The sequence below is a fragment of the Duganella sp. 1224 genome, from assembly GCF_013408245.1.
Classification (GTDB): Bacteria; Pseudomonadota; Gammaproteobacteria; order Burkholderiales; family Burkholderiaceae_D; genus Rugamonas.
In genome coordinates, this window is the sequence record NZ_JACBYS010000002.1 from 304,317 (window position 1) to 329,893 (window position 25,577).

Here is a 25,577-nt window from a genome sequence, read left to right on the forward strand (position 1 = left end):
CACATACCTTCGAGAAAAATATTCAGCTTTCCGAAGCACGCTGACAATCGCCACCTTGCATTCTCTGGCGAATCTTCTTACCCTATACTTGACCAATAGTTTCTAGTCTCAAGACAGCGCTAAAAAAAAACCGGGAACAAGTCCCGGTTTTGAGTGATGATGTTGACTGCTTAGCGCTTGCGCGGCGGTGGCAGGTCGGTGCAGACGCCTTCGTAGACTTCCGCCGCCATGCCGATCGATTCGCCCAGCGTTGGGTGCGGGTGGATCGTCTTGCCGATGTCGGTGCCGTCGGCGCCCATTTCGATGGCCAGCGCGATTTCGCCGATCATGTCGCCGGCGTGGGTGCCGACCATGGTGCCGCCGATGATGCGGTGAGTCTCAGCATCGAACAGCAGCTTGGTGAAGCCTTCGGCGCGGCCGTTGGCCACGGCGCGGCCGCTCGCCGCCCAAGGGAAGTGGCCCTTCTCGACCTTGATGCCCTTGGCTTTCGCTTCGTCCTCGGTGATGCCGGCCCACGCCACTTCCGGATCGGTGTAGGCCACCGACGGAATCACTTTCACATCGAAGTGCGACTTCTGGCCTGCTGCCGCCTCGGCAGCGACATGGCCTTCATGCACCGCCTTGTGCGCCAGCATCGGCTGGCCCACCAGGTCGCCGATGGCGAAGATGTTCGGCACGTTGGTGCGCATCTGGCTGTCGACCGGGATGAAGCCGCGATCGGTGACGATCACGCCAGCTTTTTCAGCGGCGATTTTCTTGCCGTTCGGGCTGCGGCCCACGGCCACCAGCACCAGGTCGTACACCTGCGGCGCAGGCGCGGTGGCACCGGCTTCCGCCGCTTCGAAGGTGACCTTGATCCCCTCCGGCAGCGCTTCAACGGCCACCGTCTTGGTCTTGGTCATGATGTTGTCGAAGCGCGCTTCGTTGTACTTCTGCCAGACCTTGACCGCGTCGCGATCGGCGCCCTGCATCAGGCCGTCCATCATTTCGACCACGTCGATGCGCGCGCCGAAGGTCGAGTAGACGGTGGCCATTTCCAGGCCGATGATGCCGCCGCCGATGACCAGCATGCGTTTCGGGATCTGGCGCAGTTCCAGCGCGCCGGTCGAGTCGACGATGCGCGGATCTTCCGGCACGAACGGCAGCTTTACCACCGACGAACCGGCGGCGATGATGGCCTGCTTGAACTGCACGACTTTTTTCGAACCATCCTTGGCGGTGACTTCGATGTGGTTGGCGCTCAGGAACTGGCCCACGCCTTGCACGACTTGGGTCTTGCGCGCCTTGGCCATGCCGGCCAGGCCGCCGGTCATGGTCTTGATCACGCCTTCCTTGTACGTGCGGACCTGGTCGATGTCGATGGTCGGCTTGGCGAAGGTGACGCCGGTCTTGGCCATGTGCGCGGTTTCATCGATCACCGAGGCCACGTGCAGCAGCGCTTTCGACGGGATGCAGCCGACGTTCAGGCACACGCCGCCCAGCGTGTCGTAACGCTCGACGATCACGGTGTTCAGGCCCAGGTCGGCGGCGCGGAAGGCGGCCGAGTAGCCGCCAGGACCACCGCCCAGCACCATCATGTCGCAGTCGACGTCGACCTGGCCGCTGTAGCTGCCACCGATCGGGGCCACGGCTGGCGCGACTGGTGCGGCAGGCGCCGCGGCCGGCGCGGGTGCAGGTGCAGCAGCAGCAGGCGCTGGCGCGGCGGCCGGTGCCGACGACGACGCGCCGGCGGCTTCTTCCACCACCAGCAGCGTCACGCCTTCCTTGACCTTGTCGCCGACCTTGACGCGCAGTTCCTTCACCACGCCGCTGTGCGACGACGGGATTTCCATGCTGGCCTTGTCCGACTCCACGGTGATCAGCGACTGATCGGCCTTGATCGTGTCGCCGACTTTCACCATCACTTCAATGACTTCTACTTCGCTGAAGTCGCCGATATTCGGCACTTTCACTTCGGTGCTCATGTGGGCTCCTTACAGCAGAATTTTGCGCATGTCGCCGAGCACTTCGCTCAGGTACACGGAGAAGCGGGCGCCCATCGCGCCGTCGATCACGCGGTGATCGTAGGACAGCGAGGTACCCATCATCAGGCGAGGCTGGAACTGCTTGCCATCCCACACCGGCTTGGTCGATGCCTTGGACAGGCCAAGGATCGCCACTTCCGGCGCGTTCACGATTGGCGTGAAGTGCGTGCCGCCGATGCCGCCCAGCGACGAGATGGTGAAGGTGGCGCCCTGCATGTCGGTCGGTTTCAGCTTGCCTTCGCGCGCCTGGGCCGACAGCTCGGTCATTTCCTTGGCGATCTGCGTCACCGATTTCTGGTCGGCGTTCTTGATCACCGGGACCACCAGGCCGTTCGGCGTGTCGGCCGCGAAGCCGATGTTGTAGAACTTCTTCAGGATCAGGTTCTCGCCCTTCTCGTCCAGCGACGAGTTAAAGGTCGGGAATTTCTTCAGCGCGGCAACCGAGGCCTTGATGACGAAAGCCAGCATGGTCAGCTTGACCGCGTCCTTGTTCTTGGCGTTGGCGTTATTCGACTCAACGCGGAACGCTTCCAGGTCGGTGATGTCGGCATCGTCGAACTGCGTGACGTGCGGGATCTGCACCCAGTTGCGGTGCAGGTTCGGGCCGGAGATCTTCTTGATGCGCGACAGCGGCAGCAGTTCGGTTTCGCCAAACTTGCTGAAGTCCAGCGACGGCCATGGCAGCACGCTGAAATTGCCGCCACCACCAACGGCCCCACCAGCGGCTGCCGGCGATGCGACGGTGCCGGCGATCACGCCCTTGACGTAGTTCTGCACGTCCTGCTGGGTGATGCGGCCTTTCGGACCGGAGCCCGGCACCTTGCCCAGATCCACGCCCAGTTCGCGCGCGAACTTGCGGATCGACGGCGAGGCGTGCGCCAGTTTGCCGGTTTGGACCGAGCCTTGCGACGCGGCCGGCGCGGCCGCAGCTGGTGCTGGCGACGGCGCGGCGGCAGGCGCTGGGGCCGGCGCGGCAGCGGTGGCAGGCGACGGCGTGGCGCTGGCCGGCGCGGCGGCGGCGCTCACCGGACCGCCGGTGGCCTCGACCACCAGCACGATCGAGCCCATGGCAACCTTGTCGCCGACCTTGACCTTCAGCTCTTTCACCACGCCGGCGTGCGACGATGGAATCTCCATCGATGCCTTGTCCGATTCAACGGTGATCAGCGACTGATCGACCTTGATGGTGTCGCCGACCTTGACCATGACTTCAATGACTTCCACTTCCTTGAAGTCGCCGATGTCCGGCACTTTGACTTCGACCGGGCCGACCGAAGCGGCAGGTGCCGGAGCCGCAGCGGCGGCAGCCGCCGGCGCGGGCGCCGGGGCAGCGGCGGCTGGCGCCGGAGCCGAAGCCGGAGCCGGAGCTGCGGCGGCGCCATCGGCCTCCAGCAGCAACACCAGCGAACCTTCCGCCACCTTGTCGCCGACCTTGACCTTGATCTCCTTCACCACGCCGGCGGCGGACGACGGGATCTCCATGCTGGCCTTATCCGATTCCACGGTAATCAGCGACTGGTCCACCTTGATGGTGTCGCCGACCTTGATCATCACTTCGATGATCTCGACTTCCTTGAAATCACCGATATCCGGGACTTTAACTTCCACAATGCTCATAGCGTTTGCTCCGTTCTAATTATTGGGTCACCGGATTTGGTTTGTTCGGATCGAGGTTGTACTTGGCAATCGCTTGCTCAACCACTTTGACATCGATCTTGCCTTCTTCCGACAGCGACTTCAGTGCGGCGACCGTGATGTAGTAACGGTTCACCTCAAAGAACTCGCGCAGCTTGGCGCGGCTGTCCGAACGGCCGAAGCCATCGGTGCCCAACACGCGGTAGGTGCGGTCCTTCGGAATGAAGGCGCGGATTTGCTCGGCAAACGCGCGCATGTAGTCGGTGGTCGCCACGATCGGACCCTGGGTATCCTTCAGCAGCTGGGCAACGTAAGGCACGCGCTGCGGCTGGGTAGGATTGACCAGGTTCCAGCGCTCGGCGTCCTGGCCGTCGCGCGCCACCAGCGTCAGCGACGGTGCGGACCACACGTCGGCGGCGATGCCCCAGTCGTTCAGCAGCAGTTCCTGGGCGAAGATCGACTCGCGCAGGATGGTGCCGGAACCGATCAGCTGCACGCGCTGCTTGGCTTTCTCGTCGCCCTTCTGCAGCAGGTACATACCTTTGAGGATGCCCTCTTCCTGGCCCGGCTTGATGCCTGGGTGCGGGTAGTTCTCGTTCATGATGGTGATGTAGTAGAACACGTCTTCCTGTTCTTCCACCATGCGGCGCATGCCGTCCTGGATGATGACGGCCAGCTCGTGACCGAAGGTCGGGTCATACGGCATGCAGTTCGGCACGGCGGCGGCGAACAGGTGGCTGTGGCCATCTTCGTGCTGCAGGCCTTCGCCGTTCAGCGTGGTGCGGCCAGCGGTGCCGCCCATCAGGAAGCCACGGGCGCGCATGTCGGCGGCGGCCCATACCAGGTCGCCGATACGCTGCATACCAAACATCGAGTAGTAGGTATAGAACGGGATCATCACGCGGTTGTTGGTCGAGTACGAGGTCGCCGCGGCGATCCACGAGCTCATACCACCGGCTTCGTTGATACCCTCTTGCAGGATCTGGCCGGCCTTGTCTTCACGGTAGTACATCACCTGGTCCTTGTCGACCGGCTCGTACAACTGGCCTTGCTGGTTGAAGATGCCGACCTGGCGGAACAGGCCTTCCATACCGAAGGTACGCGATTCATCCACCAGCACCGGCACGATGCGCGGGCCGACGCTTGGATCTTTCAGCAGCGTGGTCAGGATACGCACGTAGGCCTGGGTCGACGACACTTCGCGGCCTTCGGCGGTGGCGTCCAGCACGTTCTGGAATGCCGACAGCGGCGGCACGGTCAGCTTCTCGTCGGCCTGCTGGCGACGGGCCGGCAGGTAGCCGCCCAGCGCGGCGCGGCGCTCGTGCAGGTACTTGATCTCCGGCGCGTCATCGGCCGGCTTGTAGAACGGGATGTCGGCCAGCTTGTCGTCCGGGATAGGGATCGAGTAGCGGTCGCGCATTTCGCGCACGGCTTCGTCGGTCAGCTTCTTGGTGTTGTGCGCGGTGTTGCGCGCTTCGCCGTGCTTGCCCATGCCGAAGCCTTTGATGGTCTTCACCAGCAGCACGGTTGGTTGGCCCTTGTGTTCCTGCGCGACCTTGAAGGCGGCATAGATCTTGTGCGGATCGTGGCCGCCACGGGTCAGGCGCCAGATGTCGTCGTCGGTCATGTTGGCCACCATCTCCAGCAGCTTTGGATGCTTGCCGAAGAAGTGCTTGCGCACGTAGGCGCCGTCCTTGGCCTTGTAGTTCTGGTACTCGCCGTCGACGGTTTCCATCATCACCTTGCGCAGGATGCCTTCTTTATCCTTTTGCAGCAGCGCGTCCCAGCCCGGGCCCCAGATGACCTTGACCACGTTCCAGCCGGCGCCACGGAATTCGCCTTCCAGTTCCTGGATGATCTTGCCGTTGCCGCGCACCGGGCCGTCCAGGCGCTGCAGGTTGCAGTTGACCACGATGACCAGGTTGTCCAGCTTCTCGCGCGCGGCCATGCCGATCGCGCCCAGCGATTCCGGCTCGTCCATTTCGCCGTCGCCGCAGAAGGCCCAGACTTTACGGTCGGTGGTGTCGGCGATCGAGCGCGCGTGCAGGTACTTCAGGAAGCGCGCCTGGTAGATCGCCATCAGCGGGCCCAGGCCCATCGACACGGTCGGGAACTGCCAGAAGTTCGGCATCAGTTTCGGGTGCGGGTACGACGACAGGCCGCCGCCGTCCACTTCGCGGCGGAAGTGCAGCAACTGGTCTTCGGTCAGGCGGCCTTCCAGGAAGGCGCGCGCGTAGACGCCGGGCGACGAGTGGCCCTGGATGTACAGCAGGTCGCCGCCGTGGTTTTCGCTCGGCGCTTTCCAGAAGTGGTTGAAGCCGATGCCCAGCATGTTGGCCAGCGAGGCGAACGAGGACAGGTGGCCACCGAGGTCGCCGTCGAAGCGGTTGGCTTTCACCACCATGGCCATGGCGTTCCAGCGCATCCACGAGCGCAGTTTTTCTTCGTATTCCAGGTTGCCCGGGCAGTGCGCTTCCTTGTCGGCAGGGATGGTGTTGACGTAGGCGGTGTTGGCGGAGAACGGGATGTCCGAGCCGCTCTGGCGGGCCAGGTCGATCAGGCGCTCCAGCAGGTAGTGAGCACGTTCAGGGCCCTCTTGTTCCAGCACTGCGGCCAGGGAATCCAACCATTCTTTGGTTTCTTGCGAATCAGGGTCGGTGTTTGCCGTTACCTGGTCAAGTTGAGCTGACATGTAATAAGTCTCCTGCTGAGTTGAGATGTGCCCCGAACCATGCGGCTTTCGGGTTGAGAGTTCGCTGATTATTTACTAATACTTTGATGACGTGTGGGGATTCTAGCAGTGTATTTTTGCTTTTTCAAATTACGATAACGCATTTTATATCGTGAAATCTCACTATGAAAAACTTGTGCGGCGCAGCATGGGTGTCGCGCCAAAAACGCGGCGGGATGGGCCCGGCGGCCTTATAATGCGGTTCTCCCTCTACCACCCTGGTTAAATCATGTCTGCACAACTGATCGACGGCATCGCCCTCTCCAAAAAACTGCGCGCAGAAATTGCTGCACGTGCTGCAAAACTCACCGCCGAGGGCAAACAGCCCGGTCTGGCCGTGATCATCGTCGGCGACGACCCGGCCAGCCACGTCTATGTGCGCAACAAGGTCAAGGCGTGCGAGGACGCCGGCTTCTTCTCGCTGAAGGAAGAATACCCGGCCGACCTGACCGAGGCCGCGCTGTTGGACCGCATCGCCGCGCTCAACGCCGATCCGAAGATCCACGGCATCCTGGTGCAGATGCCGCTGCCGAAGCACATTAACCCGCACAAGGTGATCGAAGCCATCTCCACCAAGAAAGACGTGGACGGTTATTCGGTGCTGAGCGCCGGCGAACTGATGACCGGGCTGGAAGGCTTCCGTCCCTGCACGCCGTATGGCTGCATGAAGCTGATCGAGAGCACCGGCGTGGATCTGCGCGGCAAGCATGCGGTGGTGATCGGCCGTTCCAACACCGTCGGCAAGCCGATGGCGCTGCTGCTCTTGCAAGCCAACGCCACCGTCACCATCTGCCATAGCGCGACCCCGGACATTGGCGTGTACACGCGCCAGGCGGACGTGGTCGTGGCCGCAACCGGCCGCCGCAATACCCTGACTGCCGAGATGGTCAAGCCGGGCGCGATCGTGATCGACGTCGGCATCAACCGCAACGACGAGGGCAAGCTGTGCGGCGACGTGGACTTCGACGGCATCAAGGAAGTGGCATCGCACATCACGCCCGTGCCGGGCGGCGTGGGGCCGATGACCATTACCATGCTGCTGATGAACACGGTGGAAGCGGCCGAGCGCGCTTAACCCCGGACGATGGGGTCTGACCCCGTACGGGGTCAGACCCCTGCCTGCGGTGTGCGGGGTACAACTGTGCCATCTGGGCACGTAATTAAACGGATCTGATCATGACTATTGACGCTACCAACCCCCTCCTCGATTTTTCGGGTCTGCCGCGCTTCGACGCCATCAAACCGGAACACGTGACGCCGGCCATCGACGACCTGCTGGCCAAGAGCCGCGCCGTGGTCGGGCAACTGCAAGCCCCGGCCGACCACGTCACCTGGGACAGCTTCGTCACCCCGCTGGAAAACGCCACCGAACTGCTGGGCCGCGCCTGGGGCATCGTCAGCCATCTGAACAACGTGGTCGACACGCCGGAACTGCGCGCCGTCTACAACGAGAACCAACCCAAGGTCACCGAATTCTGGACCGAACTGGGCCAGAACGAGGCGCTGTTCGCCAAGTACAAGGCGCTGCGCGCCTCGGCCGAGTTCGACACGCTGTCGCCGGCCCGCAAGCGCATCATCGACAACGCCATCCGCGACTTCCGCATGGGCGGCGCCGAGCTGCCGGAAGATCAGAAAGCCCGCTTCGCCGACATCCAGGAAGAACACGCCAAGACCTCCACCCGCTTCTCGGAAAACGTGCTGGACGCCACCAACGACTACAAGCTGCTGGTGACCGACGAGGCCGACCTGGCCGGCCTGCCGGACGACGTCAAGGCCGCCGCCCGCGCCGCCGCCGAAAAGGCCGGCAAGCAAGGCTGGGAATTCTCGCTGCACTTCCCGTCCTACTACCCGATCCTGCAATTCGCCGACAAGCGCGAACTGCGCGAAACCATTTACCGCGCCAACGCCACCAAGGCCTCCGAGCAGGGCGAGGTGTTCAGCAAGAAGGACGAGTGGGACAACACCCAGAACATCGTCACGCTGCTGAAGCTGCGCGACGAGGAAGCCAAGCTGCTCGGCTATAACAACTTCGCCGAAGTGTCGCTGGTGCCGAAGATGGCCAAGTCGCCGGACGAGGTGATCGCCTTCCTGGAAGACCTGGCCCGGCGCGCCCGCCCGTTCGCCGAGAAGGACCTGGCCGAGCTGAAGCAGTTCGCCAGGGACCAGCTGGGCATCGCCGAGCTGAAGGCCTGGGACATCCCCTACGCTTCCGAAAAACTGCAGGAAGCGCGCTATGCCTTCTCGGCGCAGGAAGTGAAGCAGTACTTCCCTGAGCACAAGGTGATTGACGGCCTGTTCCGCCAGATCCAGAACCTGTTCAACGTCGAGATCAAGCCGGACGAGGCGCCGGTATGGCACAAGGACGTGCGCTTCTTCCGCATCGAGCGCGACGGCAAGCTGATCGGCCAGTTCTACCTCGACCTGTATGCGCGCGCCGGCAAGTCCGGCGGCGCCTGGATGGACGACGCGCGCGGCCGCCGCGCCGACGCCACCCATGTGCAGACGCCGGTCGCCTACCTGACCTGCAACTTCACCGAGCCGGCGGTCGAGGACGGCGTCACCAAGCCATCGCTGTTCACGCACGATGAAGTGATCACGCTGTTCCACGAATTCGGCCACGGCCTGCACCACATGCTGACCCAGGTGGATGAGCTGGGCGTGTCCGGCATTTCCGGCGTCGAATGGGACGCGGTGGAGTTGCCGTCGCAGTTCATGGAAAACTTCTGCTGGGAGTGGGAGGTGCTGGAGCACATGACCGCGCACGCCGTCACCGGCGAGCCGCTGCCGCGCGCGCTGTACGACAAGATGCTGGCCGCGAAGAACTTCCAGTCCGGTCTGCAGACGCTGCGCCAGGTCGAGTTCTCGCTGCTGGACATGCACCTGCACTACGACTACGATCCGGCCACCGGCCAGACCGTGCAGCAACTGATCGACGACGTGCGCCGCCAGTTCGCGCTGGTGATTCCGCCGGCGTTCAACCGCTTCCAGAACTCGTTCGGCCACATCTTCGCCGGCGGCTACGCGGCGGGCTACTACAGCTACAAGTGGGCCGAGGTGCTGTCCGCCGACGCCTACGCCGCGTTTGAAGAGGCGCAGAAACTGGGCCCGGCGGCGGTGTCGGAAACCGGCAAGCGCTACCTGGCCGAGATCCTGTCGGTCGGCGGTTCGCGTCCGGCGCTGGAATCGTTCACCGCCTTCCGCGGCCGCGAGCCGAGCATCGACGCGCTGTTGCGCCACAGCGGCATGGCCGCGTAACCATTCGTCTCACGTCCTCCACGCCGGAGCGCGCTCGGTAGCAACATCGATGCCAGCGTTCTCCGGCGTTTTCGCATACACTGGATTTACCATGACACGCATCGACTTCCACACCAACGTTCCGGACAAAGTCGCCTACGCCTGCCGCCTCGTGCGCAAGGCCTGGGCCGCCAACCACCGCGTGGTGCTGATGACCGACGATGCGGCCCAACTGGCAGAACTTGACGCGGCGATGTGGACGTTTTCCGCCACCGACTTCCTGCCGCACGTGGTGGCGGACGATGCGCTGGCGGCGCACACGCCGATCCTGTTGACGGACAACGATGAGGCGGAATTACCACACACGCACACGGAATTATTGGTCAATCTGTCGCGCCGCGCGCCGCGCAATGTGACGCGCTTCGCCCGCATGATTGAAGTGATTTCTTCTGAAGAAGATGATGCGGCTGAAGGCCGCAAGCGTTATGTCGCATACAAGCAGCAAGCCTATCCACTGACCCACTTTGTCGCAGGAAAATCATGAGCCAAGCATCGTTTGACGCCAGTATCCCTGTCTTGACCGAAGTTCTGAAAGCGGAACCGCTGAGCGACGAAGGCGCGCCGCCAGCGCCGATCGCCCCCGCCGCGCAACTGGAAGCCGACGCCATCGACGGCTGGACCGATGCCGAATGGGCGGTGATGGAGCACCGCCTGTCGGTGCGCATCATGCACCAGTTGCAGTCGCGCGTGGATTTTGTGCTGGAGCAGCGCATCAAGGACAGCATGGCCGACGTGCTGAGCCACGCGCTGCATGACCTGACCAACGAAATCCGCATCGGCCTGCACGACACGATAGAAAAAATCGTCTCGCGCGCGGTCGCCCAGGAACTGACGCACCTCCAGGCGCAGAAAAAATAACCCCAGAACGGAGGGGTCTGACCCCGTACGGGGTCAGACCCCGGCGCCGTCGCCGTGCGGGGTAAACAGTGCCGCCAGCCGCCAAATCACAACCATCCTGGTGCGCCGCGCGCACCACCCCGAAGCACCCCCGCATCAAATCAGGGAAACGCTCCAAAAAAGTACAAAAGCCCCGGTTTGCCGCTTTGCGCGGCGAATATTTTGTTGTACCTTGGTGGCCTTGCATACAACTATTGGAGATTGCACATGCAGTTCAAATGCATTCCGCTGGTCCTCGCCCTGGCATTCGCCGGCGCCGCCAGCGCGCAGGAAGTGATCAAGATCGGCCACGTCGCCCCAGTCTCCGGCCCCTCGGCCCACCTCGGCAAGGACAATGAAAACGGCGCCAAGATGGCGATCGAGGAGCTCAACGCCAAGGGCATCAAGATCGACGGCAAGCCGGTCAAATTCGTGCTGCTGCTGGAAGACGACGGCGGCGATCCCAAGCAGGGCACTGCGGTCGCGCAGAAGCTGGTCGACGCCAAGGTCAACGGCGTCATCGGCCACCTGAACTCCGGCACCTCCATCCCCGCCTCCAAGATTTACTACGACGCCGGCATCCCGCAAATCTCGCCGGCCACCACCCAGACCAAGTACACGCAGCAAGGCTTCAAGTCGACCTTCCGCGTGGTCGCCAACGACGCCAAGCTGGGCGGCACGCTGGGCAGCTACGCGGTCGGCAAGATCGGCGCCAAGAAGATCGCCGTGATCGACGACCGCACCGCCTACGGCCAGGGCGTGGCGGACGAGTTCGTCAAGGGCGCGAAGAAAGCGCTGCCGGGCGTGGACATGGTGGCGCGCGAATACACCACCGACAAGGCCACCGACTTCAACGCCATCCTCACCAAGATCAAGGCCAAGAATCCGGACCTGGTGTTCTTCGGCGGCATGGACTCGGTGGGCGGCCCGCTGCTGCGCCAGATGAAGGCGCTGGGCATCACCGCCAAGTACATGGGCGGCGACGGCACCTGCACCGAGTCGCTGCCGAAGCTGGCCGGCGCCGCGGCCGTGACCGGCACCGTGACCTGCGCCGAAGCCGGCGGCGTCACCGCCGAGCAGCAGAAGGGCATGGACGATTTCGTCGCCCGCTACAAGAAGAAATACAACGCCGATGTGCAGCTGTATTCGCCGTACGTGTACGACGCGGTGATGACCATGGCCACCGCCATGCAGCAGGCCAACTCGGCGCAGCCGGCCAAGTACCTGCCGTTCCTGCAGAAGATCCAGTACCAGGGCGTGACCGGCCTGATCTCGTTCGACGCCAAGGGCGACATCAAGGACGGCGCGCTGACGCTGTTCAACTACGACAACGGCAAGAAGACCAAGTTCGAAGTCATCAAGTAAAAAAAAACGCGCCTCGAAGGCGCGATATCGTTAAGTCAGCGTTTGATCCGTCATTCCGGCGGACGCCGGAACGACGGATCGTCAGATCAGGCGCGGCTCATTTCTGCGACAGCACCCATTTGACCAGCGTGTGGGCTTCGGCTTCGCTGACTTGCGGGTTGGCCGGCATCGGGATCGCGCCCCACACGCCCGAGCCGCCCTTCATCACCTTGGTGACCAGCTTGGCTTCGGCGTCTTTCTGGCCGGCGTATTTGGCAGCCACATCCTTGTAGGCCGGGCCGACCACCTTGTTGGCAACCGCGTGGCAAGCCATGCAGTTTTTCGCCTTGGCCAGATCCAGGCCGGCATCCGCCATGGCGGCTTGCGAAGCGAAGGCCGATGCAGCCACTACCCCAACCATCATCAAATTGCGTTTCATTGTGTGTTCTCCAGGTTAATGCGACTAAATCCCGCCGGTTCATTCTACCGCGTTTTGCTTTTAAACATTTAACGCTTAAATCAAGTAACGGTTGACGCGGCAAAGAATATTGCCCTCAATGAAACCAAGGTAAGATAGCGGAAAAGGAGAACATCATGCCATTGATCCTGCTGATCGTTGCTTTGGTTGTGCTGCGCTATTTTGAAATCTGGAAGTTCGCGGAACTGTCGTGGTGGGCCATCGGCGCCATCATGGTGCTGGCCTTCCTGTGGTTCGAGTTCCTCGAACCGATGCTGGGCTTCGACAAACGCAAAGCCCACAACGAAGACGAAAAACGCCGCAAGGAGCGCGTCAAGCAGTCCTTCGACAAGAAGAAATAAGGCCATTCCCGCGCCAGCGGGAATGGCGGCAGATAAACTTACTTCCGGAGTTGCGACAGGTCGCGCACCGCGCCGCGGTCGGCGGAAGTGGTCAGCGCGGCGTAGGCTTGCAGCGCTTGCGAAACGTAGCGCTCGCGGTTGACCGGCTGCCAGGCGGCAGCACCCTTGGCTTCCATGGCGGCGCGGCGCGCGGCCAGCTCGGCATCCGGAATGCGCAGGCTGATGGTGCGGTTGGGGATGTCGATGTCGATCATGTCGCCCTCTTCCACCAGGCCGATCGCGCCGCCCTCCGCCGCCTCCGGCGAGGCGTGGCCGATCACCAGGCCCGACGAGCCGCCCGAGAAACGGCCATCCGTCAGCAGCGCGCACGCCTTGCCCAGGCCCTTGGATTTGATGTACGAGGTCGGATACAGCATCTCCTGCATGCCGGGACCGCCCTTCGGCCCCTCGTAGCGGATGATGACCACGTCGCCGGCATGCACGGTGTCGCCGAGGATGCCCTTGACCGCCGCGTCCTGCGACTCGAACACGCGCGCCTTGCCGCTGAACTTCAGGATGCTCTCATCCACGCCCGCCGTCTTGACGATGCAGCCCTTCTCGGCCAGATTGCCATACAACACAGCCAGGCCGCCGTCTTTCGAATACGCGTGTTCCATGTCGCGGATGCAGCCGGCGCTGCGGTCCAGGTCCAGCGCCTCGTAGCGTTCCGATTGCGAGAAGGCCACCTGCGTCGGCACGCCGCCCGGCGCCGCGCGGAACAACTGGTGCACGGCCGGATCGTCGCTGCGCTTGATGTCGTTGCGCTCGATGGCCTCGGCCAGCGTCGGCGCATGGATGGTGGGACGCGAGGTATCCAGCAAGCCGGCGCGCGCCAGCTCGCCCAGGATCGCGATGATGCCGCCGGCGCGGTGCACGTCCTCGATGTGGAACTTGTCGGTCATCGGCGCCACCTTGCACAGGCACGGCACCTTGCGCGAGATGCGGTCGATGTCGGCCATGGTGAAGTCCACGCCGGCCTCGTGCGCGGCCGCCAGCAGGTGCAGCACGGTGTTGGTCGAGCCGCCCATCGACACGTCCAGCGCCATGGCGTTTTCCCAGGTCGCCTTGGTGGCGATGGAGCGCGGCAGGATGGTGTAGTCGTCCTGCTCGTAGTGGCGCTTGGCCAGTTCGACGATCAAGCGGCCGGCGCGCAGGAACAGTTGTTCGCGGTCGGCGTGGGTGGCGACGATGGTGCCGTTACCCGGCAGCGACAGGCCGAGCGCCTCGGTCAGGCAGTTCATCGAGTTGGCGGTGAACATGCCGGAGCACGAACCGCAGGTCGGGCAGGCCGAGCGCTCGATCTCCGCCACGTCGGCGTCGCTGACGGTGCTGTCGCCGGCCTTGATCATGGCGTCCACCAGGTCCAGCTTGATGACCTTCTGGCCGCCGTTGACCACCTTGACCACCTTGCCCGCTTCCATCGGGCCACCCGATACGAACACCACCGGGATGTTGAGGCGCATGGCGGCCATCAGCATGCCCGGCGTGATCTTGTCGCAGTTGGAGATGCACACCATCGCATCGGCGCAGTGGGCGTTGACCATGTACTCGACCGAGTCGGCGATCAGGTCGCGCGACGGCAGCGAATACAGCATGCCGCCGTGGCCCATGGCGATGCCGTCGTCAACCGCGATGGTGTTGAATTCCTTGGCCACACCGCCGGCCTTTTCGATCTCGCGCGCGACCAGTTGCCCCAGGTCCTTCAGGTGCACGTGGCCGGGCACGAACTGGGTGAAGGAATTGACCACGGCGACGATCGGCTTGTCGAAGTCGCCGTCTTTCATGCCGGTGGCGCGCCACAGGGCGCGGGCGCCGGCCATGTTGCGGCCGTGGGTGGTGGTGCGGGAACGGTATTGCGGCATGATGATTCTCCAAAGGTAAGGCTAGCCTAAGAGTGTGCGACTACCCTGTCACCGTGTCAAATATATGATTTCCGCTGCCGTGAGTCGTATAAAATATCACAGAGGCTTAATCATATGGAATTGCGACAACTACGCTACTTCGTCACCGTCGCCGAAGAACTCCACTTCGGCAAGGCGGCGCTGCGCTTGCACATGACGCAGCCGCCGCTGTCGCAAACCATCCAGGCACTGGAGGAGGAACTGGGCGCCGCGCTGTTCGACCGCAACCGCCGCGGCGTCGCGCTAACGCTGGCCGGCGCCGCCCTGCTGCCGGAAGCGCGGCGCATGCTGGCGCAGGCGCAGGAACTGCCGCAACTGGTGCGGCGCGCTGCCAGCGGCGAAGCCGGCCGCCTGACGCTGGCCTTCGTCTCCTCGGCCGACTACAGCGTGCTGCCGCCCTTCCTGCGCGCCTACCGCGCCGCCTATCCGCAAGTGCAGATCACGCTGCGCGAAGCCACCTCCGACCTGCAACTGGACGACCTGCTGCACAATCGCATCGACGCCGGCCTGCTGATTCCGCCGCTGCCGGACAAGGCAAAACAACAGCTCGACTACCTGCCGGTGCTCAGCGAGCCGCTGGTGCTGGCCCTGCCCGCCGGCCTGCCGGCGCTGAAGAAGCAAGGCAAGCTGCGCCTCGCCGCACTGCCGCCGCTGCCGCTGATCATCTTCCCGCGCGCGATTTCGCCAGCGCTGCACGACGCCATCCTGTCGGTGTTCCGCGACGCCGGCGTCACGCCGCAGATCGGCCAGGAAGCGATCCAGATGCAAACCATCGTCAGCCTGGTGTCGGCCGGCATCGGCATGGCGCTGGTGCCGCAGTCCGTCTCCAACCTGATGCGGACCGGGGTAGAATACCGGGCGCTGGCCGAGGCCACGCCGCTGGTCGAAACCGGCCTGGCCTGGCGGCGCGATAACCGCTCGCCGGTGCTGCACGGCTTTTTGGACTTACTAAGAAAGAACACTCTATGCTGATACACCCGATGCCCGATCCCATCGCCCTGCAGCTGGGGCCCATCGCCATCCACTGGTACGGCCTGATGTATGTGCTGGCCTTTGCCATGTTCATCGCGCTGGGCCGCGTGCGCATCAGGCAGCCGCACATCGCCGCGCAGCAGTGGAAAAAGGAGGACCTGGACGACATGCTGTTCTACGGCATGATGGGCGTGATCATCGGCGGCCGGCTGGGCGAGGTGCTGTTCTACGAGCCGGTCAAGTACTTCTCCGACCCGATAGAAATCTTCAAGGTGTGGCACGGCGGCATGTCGTTCCACGGCGGCTTTATTGGCGTGCTGATCGCCATGTCGCTGTGGGCGCGCAAGGCCGGCCGCAACCTGCTGGACGTGTACGACTTCATCGCGCCGTTGGTGCCGCTGGGCTACGCCGCCGGCCGCATGGGCAATTTCATCAACGCCGAACTGCCGGGCCGCGTGGTCAGCGACCAGTCGCTGCCATGGGCCATGCTGTGGCCGGACATCCGCTACCCGCTGCATCCGAATCCGGTGTTCCTGCCCGGCCTGCGCCATCCGTCGCCAATCTACCAGATGCTGATCGACGGTTTGCTGGTGTTCGTGATCCTGTGGTTCTTCTCGCGCAAGGAACGTCCACGGCTGGCGGTGGGCGCCATGTACACGCTGCTCTACGGCTGCGCGCGTTTCTTTACCGAATGGTTCCGCACGCCGGACTGGGAAACCGAAGTGTTTGGCCTGCCGATTACCTCCGGCCAGGTGCTGTCTCTGCCAATGATCGTCGGCGCCATCCTGATGCTGGTGTGGGCGTACAAGGTCAAGCAAAAAGGCCGCGCGCCGATCAAGTAAGCATCTCCCCCAGCCACCGTCATTCCGGCGCAAACCGGAATCCATGCTGAGCGTGCGTGCCAACGTTCCATGGATTCCGGCCTTCGCCGGAATGACGGTCAGCGGGTCAGGAGTTTGACGACCGCCGTCCATTGCGCCGGCGTCACCGGCGTGATCGACAGGCGGCTACCCTTCTGCAGCACCACCATGTCTTCCAGCGCCGGCAGGGTGCGCATCTCGGCCAGCGGCAGCAGCCGCGTTTTTTGCGTGCCCTTCACATCGATCGACATCCAGCGCGGCTGCTCCGGCGTGGCCTTGGCGTCGTAGTATTTGCTCTTGCTGTCGAACTGCGAGGCGTCCGGATAAGGAGCGCTCACTATCTCCGCCAGGCCGGCAATGCCGGGCTCCGGGCAACTGGAGTGGTAGAACAGCACGCCGTCGCCCACCTGCATCTGATCGCGCATGAAATTGCGCGCCTGGTAGTTGCGCACGCCGAACCAGGCGGTCGTCTGCTTGGGCGACGCCATGACGTCATCGATGCTCACCTCATCCGGTTCGGATTTCATCAGCCAGTATTGCATGCAAGTTCTCCAGACGAAAAAAAGCGGCTGCGCATTCTCATGCTTGCAACCGCTTTTTGTTGAATAGGGCCCCGCCTGTGCCGTCTTGCCGGCATCCCGAACCAAGAGGCTCAGGTGGTCACAGTTAGTTCAATTTCGGGTTCATCGGACTAGCGACGCTCTCGCCCATCGAACAAATTTCCGTAACCGGTGCAAAAGAATGGTTCAAGGAATATATGACAAGTCTCGAACACTGCAGGGTAAGACGAGTTTACTCTCTTGTGCGCCGCAAAGGAAGGGCTGATTCAATTAAAACCTGATTAAAACAGCGCTTCCTGCGGCGTCAGCGCGGCATCCAGCACCTTGTTCATGGCGGCGATCTTGGTCTGCACTTCCAGCAGCGACATGTCAGACAACGGCCCCTGCGGCGCCTTCACCGTCAGGAACTCCGCCGCCACGGCCAGCGCCGCCATCACGGCGATGCGGTCGTTGCCCTTGATCTTGCCGGCGTCACGGATCGAGCACATTTTGCGGTCGACCACCGACGCCGCCTTGCGCAGCGCCGCCTCTTCATCTTCCTTGCAGGCCAGCTTGTAGCTGTTGCCCATGATGGTCACGTCGACCTGAATCATCGTGCTTCCTCGTTTTCAGGCTGCTTGTCTTCTGGCGTGGCGCCATCCAGTGGCGGAATGTGTTCCAGCAACGCCTCGACGCGCGCGGTGGCCTCGCTCAGTCGGCGCTGATAGCCCATGTTCTCGACCACGAGGGCGGCATTGGCCTGGCGCAGCTGTGCATTTTCACGCCGCAGTTGCGTGGTCATCTCGGCCAGCTGGTCGATTTTGTCGGAGAGTTCTTGGAATTCTGAAATCATCCCGCCACTATAGGCAGCGCGCGGGATGCCGTCAACCGAATCGCGTGTTTGCGACCAACAAGCACGCGATTTATTTACACGCTGTCAACTAGCGCGCCGGTTCGATGGTCACATTGCCCTCGATGCCCACGCCCTGCCCCGCTTCCGCCTCCAGCAGCACGTTGATTTCGCGCTTGCCCGCACCTGCCGGCAACGGCACGTCGAGCGGCGCGGCGGCTGCGCTGTCCTTCTTGCCGATCAGCACGCCGTTGAGCCAAATCTCGGCCTTGCCCGCGATCGACGCGAAGCGGATGCGCCCGCTGCCATCGGCCAGGTTCTTGCGCGGCGTGAAGCTGGCGCGGTACAGGTGATACTTGCCGCCGGCGGCCGCGCGCATCGGCGGCGAGCCCCAGCCCCAGGTATTCATGTCGAAGCTGGCCAGCTTCTGGTTCGGGTCCGGACGCGCGTCGCTGTCCGGCGCGATGCGCCAGCTGCGCACGAAGGTCAGCGGCGCGTCGGCCAGCGCCACGAAGGGCTCGGCCGCCACAGGCTTGACCGGAATCGTCACGCGCGCCTCGCGCAGACCGGGCGCGGTGGCGCTGATGGTGACGGCGTCCCTGGCGTCGTAATTGGTCTGCACGATCAACTGCGCCAGGCCGTTGAACAGGCGCCGCGTGGCGCCCTTCTCGTCCTCGTGCGAATTCGGATCGCCGTTGCCATGGCCGATGGAGCGCCCGCCGCCGCTGACGGCGAAAGTCACCTGGTTGTCCGCCAGCGGCACGGCACGGCCTTGCGCGTCCAGCGCGCGCACGGTAAGCGGCATGGCGTCGCGGCCATCGCCGTTCAGTTGCGCGCGGTCCGGCACCAGCTCCAGGGCCACCGGCGCGCCGGTGGTTTCCACCGCCGTGCGCGCGACTTCCTTGCCGCCACGGTAGCCGATGGCCTCTAGCTTGCCCGGCTCGAAGACGACTTCGTAGTTGTTCATGCGGTACGGGTCGGCCTTCTGTTCACCCAGGTCGCGGCCATTCAGCAGCAGCTTGATACGCTCCACGTTGGACATCACCATCACGCGCACCTTGTCGCCCTGCTGCCAGTTCCAGTGCGGCGCGATGTGGATCAACGGCTTGTCCTTGATCCACTGCACCTGGTGGATGTAGTAGGCGGTCTTGGGGAAGCCGTTCAGGTCCATGATGCCGAACACCGAGCTGACCGACGGCCATTCGTTTGGCGTCGGCTCGCCGCGGTAGTCGAAGCCGGTCCACACGAAGCCGCCCGCCACGAACGGGCGCGTGTCGATGGCCTGCCACGCGTCGCGGTGGGTGTTGCCCCACTGGGCCGCGTCGTCGTCGTAGCTGGCGATCAGGTTCTTCTCCTTCACCGTCTTGTATTCGCCGCGCGTCATGAAGGCCGAGGTATCCTCCGAGCTGGTGAACGGCTTGTTGGGATAAGCCTTGTGGTAACGGTCATAGTCCGGCACCTGGTAGTTGGCGCCCACCACGTCCACCGCGTGCGACACATTCAGCTCGGTCAGGAAACCGCCGTTCATGGCGGCGGTGACGGGTCGCGTGTCGTCCAGCGCCTTCACGGCGGCCGACATGCGGCGCACCATCTCGTAACCGACTTCGGTGGCCTGCACCGGCTCCTCGTTGAACACCGACCACAGGATGATGCCCGGATGATGGCGGTCGCGCCTGACCATCCATTCCAGCTGCTTCATGTAGTCCGGCGACGGATTGAAATTGCGGTTCTCGTCCATGACCACGAAGCCCATGCGGTCCACCATGTCCAGCACCTCGGCGGCCGGCGCGTTGTGCGAGAAGCGGATGGCGTTCACGCCCATCTCCTTCAGGCGGCGCAGGCGATACTCCCACACCGAATCCGGCACCGCCACGCCCACGCCGGCGTGGTCCTGGTGGATGCACACACCCTGCAGCTTAACGTGCACGCCGTTGAGGAAAAAGCCCTGCGCGGCGTCGAAGCGGATGGTGCGGAAGCCGGTGTTGAGCGACACCTCGTCCTGCGCCTTGCCGGCCTGCAGAACGCGCGTGGTCACGCGGTACAGATTGGTTTTCTCCAGCGACCAGATGGCCGGATCGTTGATGGTCATCGGCAGCGCCACCGTGCTGGTGGCCAGCACACCCACGCGCGCCGGCGCGGTGCGCTGCGCCACCTGCTTGCCGGACGGATCGTACAGCGTCACTTCCACGATCACGTCGCCGGCGGCCTTGCCGCTGTTGTTCAGCGTGACCTCGACCGGAATGCTCCACTGCTTGCCCTGCACCAGGCGCGGCGTGGCGTGCACGCCGTCGGTCACCACGTGCACCGGGTTGCGCTTCACCAGCCAGCTATGGCGGTACATGCCGGCGCCCTCGTACCACCAGCCTTCCATCGCTTCGGCGTCGACGCGGATGGCGATGGTGTTGAGCGCGTCGCCGTAGCGCAGGAACGGCGTGATGTCGATGTAGCTGGCGTTGTAGCCGGACCAGTTGCGGTTGACCACATTGCCGTTGACCCAGACCGTGGCGTGGGTGGCGATGGCGTCGAACTGCAATTCAAAATGCTTGCCGCGGTCGGCCGGATCGACCTTCAGATAGCGCCGATACCAGCCGATGCCGCGCGGGCGGTAGCCCTGCGCCACATTGGCCTTGGGATCGAACGGGCCCTCGACCGCCCAGTCGTGCGGCAGGTCGAGATGGCGCCAGTCCGAGTCGTCGTATTCATTGCCCGCCGCGCCGCCGGCGCTGCCGGCCTTGGCGTTGCTGTAGGATTCCTCGTGTCCGAGGATGGGCGGCTGTACGATGTCGCCCTGATGGAACAGCCAGCCCCGGTCCAGCGACAGCCGCTCGCGCGTGGCGGCGCTGGCGCTGCCCATGCCGCTGACGCAGGCGACCAACAACAGTAGTGTGCTTATCAGTTTTGTTCTCACATTTGTCTCCCCTGATAAAAAAAAACGGAGCAGCGCCATCACGCACCGCTCCGCAAAACCACGATAAATGGTGACGTGCTTACAGTTTGAACGACAGCCCCAGATTGTAGCGGCGGCCAAACTCGGTCACTTCCTGCTGCACCGGAATGTTGGCGCTGGTGTAGACCGACTTCTGGTTGGTGACGTTGTCGATGCCAAAGCGCAGTTGCAGGTTCGGCGTCAGTTGCTTGGCGAAGTTCAGCGTGACATAGGTTTCGGCTTCGTTCATCAGCAGCTGGCCGGCGGTCCAGGTGGGATTACGCACGAACGGGCTGTGGTAGTTGGCCGACAGGCGCGCCTCGTAGCCGGCTTTCTCGTACCACAGCGTGATGCCGCCGTTGGACTTCATCAGGCCTTCGATCTGGTACGGATTCACCGACGGCGTCTGCTCGTGGATGCTGCTCTTGGTGTAAGCGTAGTTGCCGGAGAAGCCCAGGCCATCGAATGGCGCCGGCAGCCAGTTGAACGACTGCTGGTACGCCAGTTCCAGGCCGCGGATGTTGCCACCCTCGCCGTTCACCGAACGGGTCAGGGTCGCGGGACGGCCGTTGACGGTGGTCGTATCCGAGGTGATGGCGATGTAGCGCTGCACCTGCTTGTAGAACGCGCCAGCCGACAGCAGCGAACCTTTGGCGAAGTACCACTGGTAGGCCAGGTCCAGCTGATTGGCCATCATCGGCTTCAGGGTTGGGTTGCCGGCGCTGCCGGTGGTCGGTTGGGTCGAATCGAGCGGCACGCTCAGGTTGCGCGAGGCGCGCAGCTCGTCCAGCGGCGCGCGCGACATGGCGCGCGCAACACTGAAGCGCACCTGGCGTTCCTGCGCTTCGTCCATGTTGAAGATCAGGTTCATGCTAGGCAGGATCTCGGTGTACGACGTGCCGCCCTCCACCGGCGTGGCGGCCGCGTTGTCGATCGACTGCATGCCGTAGCCGGTCTGTTTGGTGTGCACCAGGCGCACGCCAACGTTGCCGCGATACGTCTTGCCGAACGCCTCGCCGTCCAGGTCACCCTGCACGAAGGCCGAGGTGCTGCGCTCCTTGACCTTCCAGCCCGACAGCAGATCGTTCTGCGTCTGTACGCGGCCGGTGGGATTGAAGGCGTCGGGGCCGAACGCCGAGTAGGCGGTGCCGTAGAAGTCCTTGAGCTGGATAAAGGCCGGATCGCCGGACACGTTCACCGTCTCGTAAGCCGAGTCGGGAATGGTGGCCGATGGCGTCAGCGACCAGGTGGTCTGGCGGTAGCTCTTCTCGCGGTCGGTGGCGCGCACGCCGATCTTGATGCGGCTGACGATGCCGTTCTCCAGCGGACGCGAAGCGCTCAGGCTGACCGCGTTCAACAAGTCCTTCACATGGCCGTCGGTATCGACGTACAGCGTGGCGCCGCCGAAGTTGGCCGGATTGCCGGTGTCCATGCCGAAGCTGTACGACTGGCGCTCGTCGCCGGTGAAATCCCAGGTGACGTTGGTGCCGGTCCTGGAATTCTGGCGGATGTCGCGCCACTGGCTGCTGCGCAGCGCGTGAGACGTCGACAGGTCGGCATCGATCTTCCAGTCGCCGGCGTTGAACTTGCCGTTCAGGCCACTGGCGGCCACGCTGGTGTCCTGCACGTAGAAGAAGTCGTTGTTGATGACGTTGACGTTGCTGACCGTGGCGCCGGCCACATAGCCGTTGCGGATATCCAGGTTGCTGTAGTTGCCGTTCTGGTAGCCGTCCCAGTTACCGAGGTCGCCGGTCCAGTGCTGCAGGCCGCGCTCATTGATCTTGGCCGATGCGTAGTAGGTGTCGGCGGTGATCAGCACGTCGCTGTTCGGTTTCCACTCCACCTTGCCCAGCACGCTGGCGCGCTTGTCCTTGCCGCGGCGAGCTTCGTCCTGGAAGCCCCACGGCGTCTTGTCGATCTTGCCGTCGCCGTTGATGTCGGCCGAATTGGTTTCGTTGAAGCCCCAGTGACGCACGTTCTTCTGCACCGAAGGCTGGTCCTGGTAGCTGAACGCCAGCGCCGCGCCGATGGTCTTGTTGGCAAACTGGTCGACGTAGATGCCGCCCAGGCGCGGCGCGGTGCTGTCGCCGCCGGGGATGTCCTTGGCCAGCGGGTAGTACAGCGCGTCGGCCTTGAGCGACAACTGGCGGCCGTTGTACTTCAGCGGCGACACGGTTTGCAGGTCGATGGTGGTAGCGATGCCGCCTTCCACCAGTTCGGCGTTCTGCGTCTTGTACACGGTGGCGCCGCTGATCGACTCCGACGGGAACTGCTCGAAGCGCACCGCGCGATTCGGCTCCGACGACGCCAGTTCGCGGCCGTTCAGCGTGGCGCCGATGAAGCGCGGCCCCATGCCGCGGGCGACGATCTGCGAGGCGTTGCCGCGATCCAGGCCGGACGACAGGCCGGGCAGGCGCGCCAGCGATTCAGCGATGGTGGTGTCCGGCAGTTTGCCGATGTCTTCCGACGACACCACTTCCACGATGCTGTTCGAGGCTTCCTTGGCCGCCAGCGCGTTGCGCACCGAAGCACGGATACCGGTCACGTTCACTTGCTGGATATCGCCTGCTGCGGCGGCTTCTTGCGCGATGGCTTGTTGAACCAGCAGCGGGGAGGTGAAGAGCGTGGCGATCAGCCAGCTCATTTTTTTGTGCTTCATTGTGCATCTCCAGTGTTTGTCTTGTCCCGTCTCTATCAAGATGTGGACGGATCACCGGATGCTAGCGAAACACGTGTTGACAAACCAATAGATTATTTAGCGCGGGCCATACCAAGTTCGTATATCAGCCTGCAAGTCAACCCTGCGCGGGCGCGCGATAGTGCGGATAGATGCTGGCCGCGGCGTCGCGCAGTGCGCCCAGCATGGCGTCGGCGCCGGGCGAGAGCTGGTGTCGCTTGCGCGTCACAATGCCGAACGAATCCATGCTCACGCCCAGCGCGAACGGCAGCGCCTTCAGCAGGCCGGCGTCCAGATACGGCTGCACCGCTTCCGCCGGCAGCGCCACGATCATGTCGTTGTTCAGCAGCAGGCTGGCGACCACCGGCATGTCCAGCGTCTCGACGGTTTCCGCCGGCTGCTCCAGGCCGTGCGACAGGAACAGCGCGGTCAGGCGGTCGCGCAGGATGGAGCCGGCCGGCGGCAGTATCCAGCACTGCGTCATCAGGTCTTCCAGCGTCAGATCGGTGCGGCCGATCAGCGGATGGCTGGCGCGCGCGATCAGCAAATGCGGCTCGTCGGTCAGCGGTTCAAAATTGAGTTCGTCGGCGGCCTCGGTGTCGAGGATGCGGCCCACCACCAGATCCAGCTCGCCGCTGCGCAGGCGCTCGACCAGCACCTTGCTGGTCGACATGGTCACCGCCACGTGCACGCGCGCGTGGCGCTCCTTCAGCAGGTTGATGGCCTTCGGCACCAGGCCGGTGGCCGGCGCCAGCACCGTCCCCAGGCCGACGCGGCCGCGCAGACCGGACAGCAGCTCCATCACTTCCTGGTGCGCCGCGTCCATCTCGGCCAGCGCCGCGCCGGCGCGGCGGATCAGCACCTTGCCATACCAGGTCGGCGACACGCCGCGCGACAGGCGCTCGAACAGCTGCACCCCGAGCGCGTGCTCCAGCTCGCCCAACAGCTTGGAGGCGCCGGGCTGCGTCAGGTTGGCGGCCTGCGCCGCGTGGGCGATGGACCCGTGCCGGCCCAGCTCGACCAGCAAGACCAGGTGGCGGGTTTTCAGGTGGGAGCGAACAAAGCGGTCCGAGCGGGAATCAGTCATAACGGTGCGTGGTTTGGTTGCCCATCATAAAGGGGGGCTGCACCAGCGTCAATCACGTCACGCCCGCGCCAGCGGGCTGGAAGCGCTACCGCCGTCAGCAAACAAGCCGTCCGCCACGCCCGGCGCCAGCCCCTCGGCCAGATCAGGCGGCAGCCCGTACAGGCCGCCCCGCGCGCCCAGCACCAGCAACTGATCCAGCCGCCGGCCGCCGAACGCCACCGAGGCCGCCGCCTCGCGCCCCGGCGCGATCCGCAGCAGCGCCTCGCCGTCGCGGTCGTACTGCACCAGCAGCCCGCCCTGCACGCTCCACAGATTGCCCTGACTGTCGGCGACGGCCGCGCCGGCGCCCGGCGCCTGCAGCACCGAAAATGCTTGCATCCCGCTGACCTTGGCCCGCTCGGGGTCGTAGCCGCATTGCATCAACTGGCCACGCGCGGCGTCGGCGAAGTACAGCGTGCGGCCGTCCGGGCTGAAGGCGATGCCGGTGGCGTGCACCACCGCCGGCAGGGCCAGCCGCCGCAGGCCGTGGCGTAGCGAATACTGGTAGAAACTGCCGATCGGCCGCCGGTCCGGTGCGGTGTTGGCGGTGCCGAACACGAAATTGCCGTCGCGGTCGGCGCAGCCGTCGCTGATGCTGGTGCGCGGCTCGGCCGCGTCGATGGTGATCAATACCTGGGCCTGCAGCGGCCGGCCCGGTTGCCCCGGCTGTGGCAAATCCACCATGCCCAGCCGCTTGCCCAGCCCCAGCAGCAGGCGCCCGGAGGTGCAACATGCCATCCCGCGTGCGCTTTCTAACATACGCACGCCGCCGGGCATCGCCGGCGCCGCCGGCCAGGCGTACAGTTGCTTACCTACCGGGTCCGGCCAACGCCAGCATTGCCCTACGGCATCCCATCGCAATGCGCAGCCGGCCTGGCCGGCGCGCAGCAGCATGACGCCGGGCGTGACAGCGGCGGAGGTGGCGACATTCATGGAAGTCCTGTGGCGGTTTTTGACAGCAGAA

General features: G+C 64.0%; 20 protein-coding genes and 1 other RNA gene. 8 read left to right on the top strand and 13 right to left on the bottom strand.

Annotated features, from left to right (window positions below; translation table 11 throughout):
* Positions 1-170: 170 nt before the first annotated feature.
* The 3 genes from lpdA to aceE are packed head-to-tail and all read right to left on the bottom strand — an operon-like array spanning position 171 to position 6,351.
* Positions 171-1,964: a dihydrolipoyl dehydrogenase gene (lpdA, locus tag FHW58_RS13460; protein ID WP_179673655.1), complete on the bottom strand. Its 1,794-nt coding sequence runs from the start codon at positions 1,962-1,964 to the stop codon at positions 171-173.
* A gap of 9 nt (positions 1,965-1,973) precedes the next feature.
* Positions 1,974-3,641 carry a dihydrolipoyllysine-residue acetyltransferase gene (gene aceF, locus FHW58_RS13465; protein WP_179673656.1) on the bottom strand — a complete coding sequence of 556 codons (1,668 nt, stop codon included), beginning with the start codon at positions 3,639-3,641 and terminating at the stop codon, positions 1,974-1,976.
* A 19-nt stretch (positions 3,642-3,660) separates the two neighbouring features.
* Positions 3,661-6,351: a pyruvate dehydrogenase (acetyl-transferring), homodimeric type gene (aceE, locus tag FHW58_RS13470; RefSeq protein ID WP_179673657.1), complete on the bottom strand. Its 2,691-nt coding sequence runs from the start codon at positions 6,349-6,351 to the stop codon at positions 3,661-3,663.
* Positions 6,352-6,619: 268 nt separating this feature from the next.
* On the opposite strand from aceE, the gene folD reads away from it, so the two are divergent.
* From folD to FHW58_RS13495, 5 genes are all read left to right on the top strand, one after another.
* Complete coding sequence (gene folD / locus FHW58_RS13475; RefSeq protein WP_179673658.1) at positions 6,620-7,465, top strand: bifunctional methylenetetrahydrofolate dehydrogenase/methenyltetrahydrofolate cyclohydrolase FolD; 846 nt, start codon at positions 6,620-6,622, stop codon at positions 7,463-7,465.
* A gap of 101 nt (positions 7,466-7,566) precedes the next feature.
* Positions 7,567-9,645, top strand: coding sequence for a M3 family metallopeptidase (locus FHW58_RS13480; RefSeq protein WP_179673659.1), 2,079 nt, complete (start codon positions 7,567-7,569; stop codon positions 9,643-9,645).
* Positions 9,646-9,736: 91 nt separating this feature from the next.
* Positions 9,737-10,168 carry a DNA polymerase III subunit chi gene (locus tag FHW58_RS13485; RefSeq protein WP_179673660.1) on the top strand — a complete coding sequence of 144 codons (432 nt, stop codon included), beginning with the start codon at positions 9,737-9,739 and terminating at the stop codon, positions 10,166-10,168.
* A complete protein-coding gene (locus FHW58_RS13490) occupies positions 10,165-10,542 on the top strand; it encodes a hypothetical protein (protein WP_179673661.1) in 378 nt (125 codons plus the stop codon). Before FHW58_RS13485 ends, FHW58_RS13490 begins: the two co-directional genes overlap by 4 nt.
* 246 nt (positions 10,543-10,788) lie before the next feature.
* Positions 10,789-11,925, top strand: coding sequence for a branched-chain amino acid ABC transporter substrate-binding protein (locus FHW58_RS13495; protein ID WP_179673662.1), 1,137 nt, complete (start codon positions 10,789-10,791; stop codon positions 11,923-11,925).
* Positions 11,926-12,022: 97 nt separating this feature from the next.
* Here FHW58_RS13495 and FHW58_RS13500 read toward each other — a convergent pair whose 3' ends face one another.
* Entirely contained in the window at positions 12,023-12,343 is a 321-nt protein-coding gene (locus tag FHW58_RS13500; protein WP_179673663.1) for a c-type cytochrome, read from the bottom strand.
* Positions 12,344-12,498: 155 nt separating this feature from the next.
* Between FHW58_RS13500 and FHW58_RS13505 the strand changes: the two genes are divergently transcribed.
* A complete protein-coding gene (locus FHW58_RS13505; RefSeq protein ID WP_179673664.1) occupies positions 12,499-12,723 on the top strand; it encodes a TIGR04438 family Trp-rich protein in 225 nt (74 codons plus the stop codon).
* Between the two features lie 38 nt (positions 12,724-12,761).
* On the opposite strand, the gene ilvD is transcribed toward FHW58_RS13505, so the two are convergent.
* Positions 12,762-14,624, bottom strand: a complete 1,863-nt coding sequence (gene ilvD / locus FHW58_RS13510) for a dihydroxy-acid dehydratase (RefSeq protein WP_179673665.1) — start codon at positions 14,622-14,624, stop codon at positions 12,762-12,764.
* A gap of 114 nt (positions 14,625-14,738) precedes the next feature.
* Here ilvD and FHW58_RS13515 point away from each other — a divergent pair, with 114 nt between their 5' ends.
* The gene (locus tag FHW58_RS13515; protein WP_179673666.1) at positions 14,739-15,635 is read left to right on the top strand and encodes a LysR substrate-binding domain-containing protein; all 897 of its coding nucleotides are present in this window, start codon (positions 14,739-14,741) and stop codon (positions 15,633-15,635) included.
* Positions 15,629-16,477 (top strand): prolipoprotein diacylglyceryl transferase, encoded by an 849-nt coding sequence (gene lgt, locus FHW58_RS13520; RefSeq protein ID WP_179673667.1) that lies wholly within the window; start codon positions 15,629-15,631, stop codon positions 16,475-16,477. Before FHW58_RS13515 ends, lgt begins: the two co-directional genes overlap by 7 nt.
* A 98-nt stretch (positions 16,478-16,575) precedes the next feature.
* On the opposite strand, the gene FHW58_RS13525 is transcribed toward lgt, so the two are convergent.
* The 8 genes from FHW58_RS13525 to FHW58_RS13560 all read right to left on the bottom strand — a co-directional run bounded on the left by FHW58_RS13525 (position 16,576) and on the right by FHW58_RS13560 (position 25,546).
* Positions 16,576-17,037: an EVE domain-containing protein gene (locus FHW58_RS13525; protein ID WP_179673668.1), complete on the bottom strand. Its 462-nt coding sequence runs from the start codon at positions 17,035-17,037 to the stop codon at positions 16,576-16,578.
* Positions 17,038-17,101: 64 nt separating this feature from the next.
* Positions 17,102-17,281: non-coding RNA, 6S RNA (gene ssrS, locus FHW58_RS13530), on the bottom strand.
* Between the two features lie 55 nt (positions 17,282-17,336).
* The gene (locus FHW58_RS13535; protein WP_179673669.1) at positions 17,337-17,648 is read right to left on the bottom strand and encodes a cell division protein ZapA; all 312 of its coding nucleotides are present in this window, start codon (positions 17,646-17,648) and stop codon (positions 17,337-17,339) included.
* A complete protein-coding gene (locus FHW58_RS13540) occupies positions 17,645-17,887 on the bottom strand; it encodes a hypothetical protein (protein WP_179673670.1) in 243 nt (80 codons plus the stop codon). Before FHW58_RS13540 ends, FHW58_RS13535 begins: the two co-directional genes overlap by 4 nt.
* A gap of 88 nt (positions 17,888-17,975) precedes the next feature.
* Entirely contained in the window at positions 17,976-20,762 is a 2,787-nt protein-coding gene (gene galA / locus FHW58_RS13545; RefSeq protein ID WP_229265316.1) for a beta-galactosidase GalA, read from the bottom strand.
* A gap of 109 nt (positions 20,763-20,871) precedes the next feature.
* A complete protein-coding gene (locus FHW58_RS13550) occupies positions 20,872-23,469 on the bottom strand; it encodes a TonB-dependent receptor (RefSeq protein WP_179673671.1) in 2,598 nt (865 codons plus the stop codon).
* A gap of 136 nt (positions 23,470-23,605) precedes the next feature.
* Entirely contained in the window at positions 23,606-24,574 is a 969-nt protein-coding gene (locus tag FHW58_RS13555; protein ID WP_179673672.1) for a LysR substrate-binding domain-containing protein, read from the bottom strand.
* Positions 24,575-24,631: 57 nt separating this feature from the next.
* Complete coding sequence (locus FHW58_RS13560; protein ID WP_229265317.1) at positions 24,632-25,546, bottom strand: SMP-30/gluconolactonase/LRE family protein; 915 nt, start codon at positions 25,544-25,546, stop codon at positions 24,632-24,634.
* Between the last annotated feature and the right edge of the window lie 31 nt (positions 25,547-25,577).

What these genes read in the sequence shown, in the direction of transcription:
- lpdA (WP_179673655.1), bottom strand. Translation starts at nt 1,964, where the DNA reads ATGAGCACCGAAGTGAAAGTGCCGAATATCGGCGACTTCAGCGAAGTA.
- aceF (WP_179673656.1), bottom strand. Translation starts at nt 3,641, where the DNA reads ATGAGCATTGTGGAAGTTAAAGTCCCGGATATCGGTGATTTCAAGGAA.
- aceE (WP_179673657.1), bottom strand. Translation starts at nt 6,351, where the DNA reads ATGTCAGCTCAACTTGACCAGGTAACGGCAAACACCGACCCTGATTCG.
- folD (WP_179673658.1), top strand. Translation starts at nt 6,620, where the DNA reads ATGTCTGCACAACTGATCGACGGCATCGCCCTCTCCAAAAAACTGCGC.
- FHW58_RS13480 (WP_179673659.1), top strand. Translation starts at nt 7,567, where the DNA reads ATGACTATTGACGCTACCAACCCCCTCCTCGATTTTTCGGGTCTGCCG.
- FHW58_RS13485 (WP_179673660.1), top strand. Translation starts at nt 9,737, where the DNA reads ATGACACGCATCGACTTCCACACCAACGTTCCGGACAAAGTCGCCTAC.
- FHW58_RS13490 (WP_179673661.1), top strand. Translation starts at nt 10,165, where the DNA reads ATGAGCCAAGCATCGTTTGACGCCAGTATCCCTGTCTTGACCGAAGTT.
- FHW58_RS13495 (WP_179673662.1), top strand. Translation starts at nt 10,789, where the DNA reads ATGCAGTTCAAATGCATTCCGCTGGTCCTCGCCCTGGCATTCGCCGGC.
- FHW58_RS13500 (WP_179673663.1), bottom strand. Translation starts at nt 12,343, where the DNA reads ATGAAACGCAATTTGATGATGGTTGGGGTAGTGGCTGCATCGGCCTTC.
- FHW58_RS13505 (WP_179673664.1), top strand. Translation starts at nt 12,499, where the DNA reads ATGCCATTGATCCTGCTGATCGTTGCTTTGGTTGTGCTGCGCTATTTT.
- ilvD (WP_179673665.1), bottom strand. Translation starts at nt 14,624, where the DNA reads ATGCCGCAATACCGTTCCCGCACCACCACCCACGGCCGCAACATGGCC.
- FHW58_RS13515 (WP_179673666.1), top strand. Translation starts at nt 14,739, where the DNA reads ATGGAATTGCGACAACTACGCTACTTCGTCACCGTCGCCGAAGAACTC.
- lgt (WP_179673667.1), top strand. Translation starts at nt 15,629, where the DNA reads ATGCTGATACACCCGATGCCCGATCCCATCGCCCTGCAGCTGGGGCCC.
- FHW58_RS13525 (WP_179673668.1), bottom strand. Translation starts at nt 17,037, where the DNA reads ATGCAATACTGGCTGATGAAATCCGAACCGGATGAGGTGAGCATCGAT.
- FHW58_RS13535 (WP_179673669.1), bottom strand. Translation starts at nt 17,648, where the DNA reads ATGATTCAGGTCGACGTGACCATCATGGGCAACAGCTACAAGCTGGCC.
- FHW58_RS13540 (WP_179673670.1), bottom strand. Translation starts at nt 17,887, where the DNA reads ATGATTTCAGAATTCCAAGAACTCTCCGACAAAATCGACCAGCTGGCC.
- FHW58_RS13550 (WP_179673671.1), bottom strand. Translation starts at nt 23,469, where the DNA reads ATGAAGCACAAAAAAATGAGCTGGCTGATCGCCACGCTCTTCACCTCC.
- FHW58_RS13555 (WP_179673672.1), bottom strand. Translation starts at nt 24,574, where the DNA reads ATGACTGATTCCCGCTCGGACCGCTTTGTTCGCTCCCACCTGAAAACC.
- FHW58_RS13560 (WP_229265317.1), bottom strand. Translation starts at nt 25,546, where the DNA reads ATGAATGTCGCCACCTCCGCCGCTGTCACGCCCGGCGTCATGCTGCTG.